The following is a 7,764-nucleotide window of genomic DNA, read 5'->3' on the forward strand; positions in this document are numbered from 1 at the left end:
TGCGCATTGACCTCGTTTCACTCGGTCTGCTGATTCTCCTGAATTTATTTTTAGTGTATGCCTTCCGCTTCGCTATTTCAACTTTTATACTTTGACTTAACGTTTCCTATATGATATAGTTTCGGTGATTATTTCTAATATGATTTGAGGGATCGTTATGTCTAAAAGTAACTTAGAAAAACAAGAAGCTAAATTAAAAGCCCTTAATCAAAAAATTAAGGACGAAAAAAATAAGATTGAACAACGGCTAGGTAAACAAATCATCAGTCAAGCCAATTTAGATTATGCTAATTTGTCTAACGATCAGATTAAGCTTTTAGCTAAGCAATTTTCTGAATTTTTAAAGGTAAAGTCCGTAGATCATTAGCCATACGAGATGGGGAAATTCCATGTCTAATCAATATGAAAAACTAGTCGAGCAGCAAGCGCGTTTAAAACAAAAAATTGATCGGGAAGATTTTAAATTACGACAATCTAAATACTATGAAAATCGACAAGCCCGCAAAGCCCGTTCTCGCCGATTAATTCAAAAAGGGGCTTTGCTAGAAAAATACTTTCAAGCTGATAATCTCTCGGTTGAACAAACCGAAGAGCTTTTAAAAATATTTGCCGATTACGTTAATGTCCATAAACCAAATAAACTCAAAAACGATCAACCTAATAACTAGGCCGATCGTTTTTATTTTCAGGATTGTGTTTAGCAAAGTCTTTTAACTGTTTTTGAATTCTTTGTGTAAGCTCTGCTTTACTTTCTTTGTGCTTCCTTTTACTTGATCGCTGTTGAATTATCTTTTGACCCTTACCTCTTCTTTTTGATTTTAGGTCAAGCGTAAAATCTGAAATTTTATTTTGATCTAGCTTACTTAAATGACCGATTTCTTTAAAGTTTAAACCGGCTTTGGGAAAGCGATAAATATTACCAAGATCGACCCAGGAAGGTTTCTTCAACCCAGCGGATTGCCAATTTTGAATCGGATAATATTGTTGCTTGATATAAGCCGACTTCTTTTCATACTGACTAGTAATTTTAAAAGCTTCGACCTTCTGTTCTGATACCCGACGAATTAAAACTGGCCGAGACTTGCCACCGTTAGTTTCTACAAAACTAACGTATAGGCTGACTAAGTCATTAGTCCTCATCTGGATCGTTGAGCCAATCAGCGACCTCTTTAGCGTCTTTGAACTCGGTGACTGGTGTCCCTTCGGTCGCCTTTAAAAAGCGTAAATTAGCTCTTTCTTCTTCGCTTAAAGACGCATTAAAAGGTAAAGCACCATTAGCAACAATCCGCTTGTAAAACATGTTAATGGCCGTGGTTGGATTTAAGCCCAATTCGCTTAAAATTGCTTCGGTATCATCGGCCAAATCTTTATCAATCTTGACTTGGACCCGTTTCTTTTCCTTAACTGCCATGATTGTCTCATCTCCTTTTTTGCTACTACCATTATACTACCTTTTGAGTACCTTATCAATAGATAAAGCCTTGGCCTCAAATCACTTGAGCTTGGCGTTGATCTAAAGGCTGAACTTTTTAGTTAGCCTGGTTAGCTCTGACACTCATTTAAAAGCCCCTATTCTTCTGTTTAAGCCATTTAACTCTAGCTTAAGTAAGTATAAATTAGGTTAGTAAGTCTTAAAATCGCTTAGAAAGGATTTTGTAGCCTTTTAGGGCTAGTAGTACAACCCACTGTTATCGTTGTCGGCCGGCTTTTCTTCTTCGGGGTGTTTGGCCGCATATTCTCTAGCCGCTTGTTTATTCCACCAAACGCCAAATAGGTTTTGCATGGTGCCGTATAAGTAGTTCTCAACATTCTTGATGTGCTTCTCATTGCTTCTCAGGGCGTTAAAGTAGCGTCTCAAGGCTTTAGTCATTAAAGGTTTCAGTTCCTCATCATCAAGTGGGATTATGACACCAATATCTTTGTGATCTTTCTCAACTCGGTACTTAGCATTTAAGATAATGCCAATGAAGCGCCGCATTTGTTGCGGAGTGCGGCACCAAAAACTGAGCAGCTGAATGGCTTCGGGTTCTAAGAAGACTTCCCAGCCACTTTCTGAATCCGTTAAGAACTCATCAGCATGTTTTACTAAATCCCGATTTTGGATTTCTATTTCAGCTGGTGAAAAGTTAGCTGTGGAAAAATTTAACTTTTGAGTATCTATCTTGTATCTATCTTTATCTTTTTCTTTAGGTTCTTTATATAGATTAACTGCACTTTTTGCAGTTCCGCTTGTAGCAAGGGTTTGAGACACTTTTGGGCTATCTTCACCGCGTAAATAGACATCGGTTGCTTTCACATCGAGCTTGGACAGATATAAGCGATTCGGTTCATTCTTTTTTGTTTTTGGGTTAAAGCCCAGTTGTTTTTGCATCAGCAAATGAGCGGATTCGAGTTCTTTTTTAATTTTGACGACTTTTTGATTATGGCAAGGCAAATTACAAGTTTAATCCGAACAAGCCCGGAATCTTTCAATGGCAGTCTGTTGATGATGTATTTTTAATGGTCGTTGATTAATTAGTTCAAGTGCTGCTAGGATCTCATCAGTCGTTACTTGGCTAAAATTGGTCTTTTTCGGGAAGAACCAGCGTAACCGTCTATTAAAATATTCATTGGAACCTCGCTCCCATGGTGAATATGGATGGCAAAAATAAACTTTGATCTGATAATCCTGTTCTAAGGCCTGATAATTGGCAAACTCTTTACCATGATCAACAGTAATGGATTTTGCTTGGGGACCGAAGGCCCCCATAAACTTGCCAAAGGCGGTGTTTAGAGCCTTAGCCGTTCTATTAGGGGCTTTGATGGCCCATAGAAGTCGAGTCTTACGTTCTACGAATGTAACCAGACATGATCGTAACTCACTTCGACTAGAAAGCACCGTATCTACTTCCCAATGACCAAAAGCTAACCGTTGATTAACAGTTGTTGGCCGTTGTTCGATGAAAGTCCCACTTGTAAATTTCCCACGATTTTCGCTCACTCGGTGCTGGCGGACATTCCGATTGGGTAGATCAGTCAATTTGAAGGGGAGCCAGCCACGATTAAGCCAATTATAAATTGACGCAGTGCTCAAGTTATAAGCGGCCGCAATGGTTTCTGGTGACCAGGTTAATCGTAAGTGATTGGTAATTAAAGTCGCTAATGCTGCCGTCAGCATCGAACGACGACCGCAATTCCGCCTTTTGCGATCTGCATCTTGCTGAGCTAATTCTGGATCATAAGGTTTAACCCGGTCCAACTCATAGCTAATCGTAGCTTTGGCGACGCCTAAGGCGTCAGCCATTACTTGGTAAGATTTATTCCCCTCATTGACCAGTTGTGCTAGTGCGCCACGTTGAAAACGTGATAAAGTAGATGTACCCAAAGTAATCACTCCCTATATTGGTTGGAATTAGCTACTACCATTGTAAGTGATTGCTTTGGGCTTTTTAATTTCTGTTCAGATTAATTATAGAATTTGCCAACTATTAAGTTGGCCACATCAGGAACATATGTTCCCTTTGACTGACTATAGTTTACCGCACTTCCTAAAGTTTGCCAAGATATTTTTGTGAGTTCCCCAACAAACCACCAAACTAACAATACCCTCACACAGCAACAAGCCTATTCTAGATATATACCTATGGCAATTGATAGCAGCACTTTTCACCCCGTTCTTCTTCTCGTCTCCATTCCCCACGGTGGCTCTGAATCACCACTCACCGCTTGTATCTCAGTTAAAGTACCAACTGTTGGCTCATAAACATTTTTGCTTACAGTTGGCATTAGTGTCGTTAAATACCCTGTCCACGCTTTACTTTGAGCCTGACGGCTCACCATAGCCGACTTAAATAACATGGTCACCGTCGTCAATAAAGTTGGCTGGTTACCACGCTGCACCCGCTTCAATTGCGAAGTTGCTTGTAGTTGCTTCATAACCCGATTCAAACTCGCCGGAGAAATCCCTAATTCAGCTTGAATTTGACGCGTTGACATGGCAACCGAAGCGGCAGAACCACCCATTCGATTAATCAATGCAAGCACATCGTTACGCCATTCGTGGGCATGACTGTATTGTCGTTCGGCACGCGGCTTAGCAAATTTATGCCAGCCAATCCCAGCAACAACTTTACCTGAAAAATTAGGCACCCATTGATCCAATAGTCCTTGAACATAACTCAGTGCTGCCCCCCGATAGTTACCTGAATAGGCGTCTCTCACGCACTGTACAACTTCGCGATCGGCCAACGGATCATGTAGATTTGAATTGAAGACGTCAAGCACGTCTCTCGCACGTTGTTGCGAGATTTTTGACTGATACATCGCTAAAGCTAACGTCAAAACCGTGTTGTGACGGGCTAAACCTTGACCTGATTTGACTGTTGTCACTTTCAATAAGGCTTTAAACCAAGCTTGGTCAACCTGCCGACCTTCATCTGGGGCTAGAGAAATCACCTGTCGTTTATCCGGCTTCGTAACCGGAACTTGGGCAGCATAATATTGTGACCACTTCATCAGAGCGCTCACCTGGACCAACATATGTGCATCAAAAAAGACTAGATTGTCTTGCCGGGGAATTCGAAAAATTCCAAAGTTATTGCAGCCGACATCGACCCCTGCCACTCGTTTTTGAATCCATTGCCGCACAAAACTCGACATTTTTTGGGCTGCTTTTAAGACTGGAAACTGACCGCGTGTTTTCCGCAAAAACATAGGCTGATCAAAAACGTAGTAGATATGGAATCCCTTCGTAGTCCGCAAAATCATCGTGGGAATGAATAAGTCAGCAACGGTTACGGCCCCCAAGACCTCTTGCTCACGCGCGTCTCGTTCTTGTGCGTCGGCAAAATCAATATCAACGACCAAGGTATTAATCTGAGCTAAGTTAGCTTCCCGGTGTCCCCGAACACTCGACCGATTTTGCGTATAGCCAAGCCAGCTGAATGTATTGGGCGTCCAGTGAGTCATACGATCGGCGATGGCGTCAAGTGCTTCAAAAGAGGTGATAACCACACCATGTGCTTTTTGCATTGAATCTTTACTGCTGAAGAGCGCAATGGCCCCTTTTTTTGTAGGAGTTTCCATCACTTGTCCGGCAATATTAGAACGACTATTTTTAACTTTATAGGTATGTAATGAATCGTGTAATACCAGCTTTTGTGCAGTCTGAACCGTCTTTAAATCGTACATGGTGAGCTCACCTCCTTTCAAAATAAACACCTAAGTTAGCTTAATAGAAATGACATAGAAACCGAAAAAGCGCAGACAAAAAAGCAACTTAGCGTTATGCCAAGTTGCTTAAGGTGGACGTAGTCCGACTACCCCCGAATAAACTTTTAAATTTTTAAATTACCGCCTACGGATCTAATTAACTAGATCCAGTGAATTTGCACAGAAGTCGCTCACCACACGTGTCCCCTTTGTTTTTACCCGGCAGCTTGTCCCCTACCGTTTTGAAATCACACCATTCTCGACATCTTACCATTTTGCTGGTATAATCTCTTTAGTTGAATGAAAAAGATTTTTTTGTCGAGTGCTTCCCAATTGCCGTTGGGTGGCGCTTTTCTTTTATTTAAGGTAACCATACACCATAACAAAGAAAATGTAAACAAAAACATCAAAAGTATACTTTTGATGTTTTTTAGTATATTAATCCACAAATCCACGAGTATACTAATGTAAAAGTATAAGAGTATATTAGTATACTTTTATATTAGTATACTTTTGATAAAAAAGCTTGATTTCAGGTTTCAATATGGTATACTATATTTGTAGCAGAAGTATACTTATGAGAGAAGTGTTATCAATGACGTACGTAATCGCTTTAAGCAACCAAAAAGGGGGCGTTGGCAAGACGACCAATAATGTGATGTTCGCAATCACTCTTGCCACCGTTTTCCATAAAAAGGTTTTACATATTGATATGGATCTCCAAGCAAACAGTACATTCATGCTCGGTATGACCTTTAATAAATCAAATTGGCCCGCTTCTATAACAAGATGCTTAAATGATAAGGATCTAAGTAAGGGAATCACGCATCTAACAGAAAATCTAGATGCCATTGCAGGAGATTCTGATTTTCGAAACTGGGGCACATGGGTAGCCGACCATATAAAGGGTGTCCACGAACGAACCTTTTACTTCAAAAAATTACTAGATAAAATCAAAGACGACTATGACTTTATTTTTATAGACACTCCACCAGCAACAGATATAAAAGTCGACAACATAATGGTTGCAACTGACTATGTAATTGTTGTGCAAGAAACCAAGAGATTCGCATTTGAGGGTTCAAAGGAACTAACCAACACTTATCTTCAAACTCTATACGATGACTTCAGCGACGAGATTAATGTTCAGGTCGCGGGAATACTGTTAGTCATGCTTGACAAAACTCACACGGTTGAACAGCTCATTGTTGATAAGACCGTTAAATATTTTGGTAAACAGAATATATTCAATGCCATTATCAAAAGTCACTTACGCCTTGAAAATTATGGTGAATACGGAGTTCAGTTTGAAGACTACCACGATCGTGCTATGTTCGCACTCTTTTCCGATCTTTACGCGGAATTAATGGAAAGAATAGACCAATTCGAAAGTAAAGGAGATATTGCTGACGATTATGTCTACACGCCAAAATATCTCAATGGCAAAAAACTAACACCACTTGGAAAGGAGATAAGTGCTGATGGCCTTGATTAAAAAAGATGCTGATCACTTCGAAGTGAACATAAAAAAAACAGTCGATGATTCCAGAGATGAACAAAAAACTACTAAATACTCCGCAGCGGACAGAAAAAGCCTAAGGGTCGATCCACCTGTTTTTGACACGATAAAGAGTCTAGCTTACATTAAAGACGTGAAAATGTATGAACTTGTAGAAAGTGCTGTTGAGGCATATAAGCAAAACACGCTTTCAGATAGAGAGAGAGAAATCTTCGACAGCATTTATCAGAGAAAACAGTCATAAGTATACTAGTGCAAAAGTATACTTATGATAATTGGCCTATAATCACTGATAAACAAGCATTTTAAAAAGTATACTAGTCGCTAAATATACTTTTCCACTAGTATACTTTTTCTGATTCCATAGATTAAACTATAGGTAGATTGCAAATTTAATCCGAATTTTTGGACAAATTTGTCAGCATAACCTGATACGGTGTTTGCCAGTCGAGTATTTTAAGCGGTCGCTGGTTAATTTGGAGTAACGTCGTCGTTAAATCTTGAGCACTAATGTGTTCAAAACGAGTCCCTTTAGGATAAAAATAACGTAAATTCCGATTAAAGCGTTCATTACTACCACGTTCGGCTGGCGTATAAGCATGGCAGTAATAGGTCTTAATACCATATTGTGATTCAAGTGATACTAGCCCACTAAACTCAGTGCCACGGTCCACAGTAAAGCTGTGCACCGGACCATTAAAAGTGGTTAGGAACTTAGTTAGTGCTTCATTAACAGTCACTGTCGTCCGATCTTTTAACCGGTATGCCCAAAGGAACCGTGATTTTCGATCGATTAAAGTTAATAAAACTGCCTTACTATACCCACGAGGACCAACGACTGTATCTAGTTCAAAATCGCCGATGCGATTACGTTGATTAATCATCATGGGACGCTGTTCAATTGATCGCCCCAAAGATTGATTATATTTGGATCGTTGGTCAACGTTACGCCGTTGGCGTACGCCATGTTCAGGTAGATCATTCAAGGAGAAATCAATTCTCCCCTGATTTAGCCAATTATAAATAGATTTAGTAGCTAGTTTAAATTCGTGAGC

The 7,764-nt window shown here is 40.0% G+C and carries 9 protein-coding genes and 1 pseudogene; 4 read left to right on the forward strand and 6 right to left on the reverse strand.

Features of this window, described 5'->3' with window-relative positions; all coding sequences use genetic code 11:
* The first annotated feature begins 157 nt into the window (after positions 1–157).
* Together ATN92_RS19830 and ATN92_RS19835 are read left to right on the forward strand one after the other, a co-directional pair.
* The gene (locus ATN92_RS19830; RefSeq protein WP_054519259.1) at positions 158–367 is read left to right on the forward strand and encodes a hypothetical protein; all 210 of its coding nucleotides are present in this window, start codon (positions 158–160) and stop codon (positions 365–367) included.
* A gap of 22 nt (positions 368–389) precedes the next feature.
* Positions 390–668, forward strand: a complete 279-nt coding sequence (locus ATN92_RS19835) for a hypothetical protein (RefSeq protein WP_056950637.1) — start codon at positions 390–392, stop codon at positions 666–668.
* On the opposite strand, the gene ATN92_RS19840 is transcribed toward ATN92_RS19835, so the two are convergent.
* The 5 genes and pseudogenes from ATN92_RS19840 to ATN92_RS19860 form a co-directional block, all read right to left on the reverse strand.
* Positions 658–1,140, reverse strand: a complete 483-nt coding sequence (locus ATN92_RS19840; RefSeq protein WP_056950634.1) for a hypothetical protein — start codon at positions 1,138–1,140, stop codon at positions 658–660. The two genes, ATN92_RS19835 and ATN92_RS19840, sit on opposite strands and share 11 nt — an antisense overlap.
* Complete coding sequence (locus ATN92_RS19845; protein WP_014564139.1) at positions 1,130–1,411, reverse strand: type II toxin-antitoxin system RelB/DinJ family antitoxin; 282 nt, start codon at positions 1,409–1,411, stop codon at positions 1,130–1,132. Before ATN92_RS19845 ends, ATN92_RS19840 begins: the two co-directional genes overlap by 11 nt.
* Positions 1,412–1,669: 258 nt before the next feature.
* A pseudogene (locus tag ATN92_RS19850) lies at positions 1,670–2,428 on the reverse strand (replication initiator protein A); the annotation flags it as partial.
* Between the two features lie 15 nt (positions 2,429–2,443).
* Entirely contained in the window at positions 2,444–3,364 is a 921-nt protein-coding gene (locus tag ATN92_RS19855) for an IS30-like element ISLsa1 family transposase (protein WP_056950631.1), read from the reverse strand.
* Between the two features lie 281 nt (positions 3,365–3,645).
* Positions 3,646–4,947, reverse strand: coding sequence for a primase C-terminal domain-containing protein (locus ATN92_RS19860; protein ID WP_234032525.1), 1,302 nt, complete (start codon positions 4,945–4,947; stop codon positions 3,646–3,648).
* A gap of 838 nt (positions 4,948–5,785) precedes the next feature.
* On the opposite strand from ATN92_RS19860, the gene prgP reads away from it, so the two are divergent.
* Both prgP and prgO read left to right on the forward strand, forming a co-directional pair.
* Entirely contained in the window at positions 5,786–6,685 is a 900-nt protein-coding gene (gene prgP / locus ATN92_RS19865) for a ParA superfamily DNA segregation protein PrgP (RefSeq protein ID WP_042255042.1), read from the forward strand.
* Positions 6,672–6,953: a DNA segregation protein PrgO gene (gene prgO, locus ATN92_RS19870; protein ID WP_042255044.1), complete on the forward strand. Its 282-nt coding sequence runs from the start codon at positions 6,672–6,674 to the stop codon at positions 6,951–6,953. The genes prgP and prgO overlap by 14 nt, the downstream gene beginning before the upstream one ends.
* Before the next feature lie 148 nt (positions 6,954–7,101).
* Here prgO and ATN92_RS19875 read toward each other — a convergent pair.
* On the reverse strand, positions 7,102–7,764 hold a 663-nt coding region (locus ATN92_RS19875), incomplete at its 5' end, for an IS30-like element ISLpl1 family transposase (RefSeq protein WP_158106788.1).

The organism is Companilactobacillus bobalius, from assembly GCF_009764355.1.

Coding starts and splice junctions, on each gene's coding strand:
- ATN92_RS19830 (WP_054519259.1), top strand. CDS start 158: ATGTCTAAAAGTAACTTAGAAAAACAAGAAGCTAAATTAAAAGCCCTT.
- ATN92_RS19835 (WP_056950637.1), top strand. CDS start 390: ATGTCTAATCAATATGAAAAACTAGTCGAGCAGCAAGCGCGTTTAAAA.
- ATN92_RS19840 (WP_056950634.1), bottom strand. CDS start 1,140: ATGAGGACTAATGACTTAGTCAGCCTATACGTTAGTTTTGTAGAAACT.
- ATN92_RS19845 (WP_014564139.1), bottom strand. CDS start 1,411: ATGGCAGTTAAGGAAAAGAAACGGGTCCAAGTCAAGATTGATAAAGAT.
- ATN92_RS19860 (WP_234032525.1), bottom strand. CDS start 4,947: ATGACTCACTGGACGCCCAATACATTCAGCTGGCTTGGCTATACGCAA.
- prgP (WP_042255042.1), top strand. CDS start 5,786: ATGACGTACGTAATCGCTTTAAGCAACCAAAAAGGGGGCGTTGGCAAG.
- prgO (WP_042255044.1), top strand. CDS start 6,672: ATGGCCTTGATTAAAAAAGATGCTGATCACTTCGAAGTGAACATAAAA.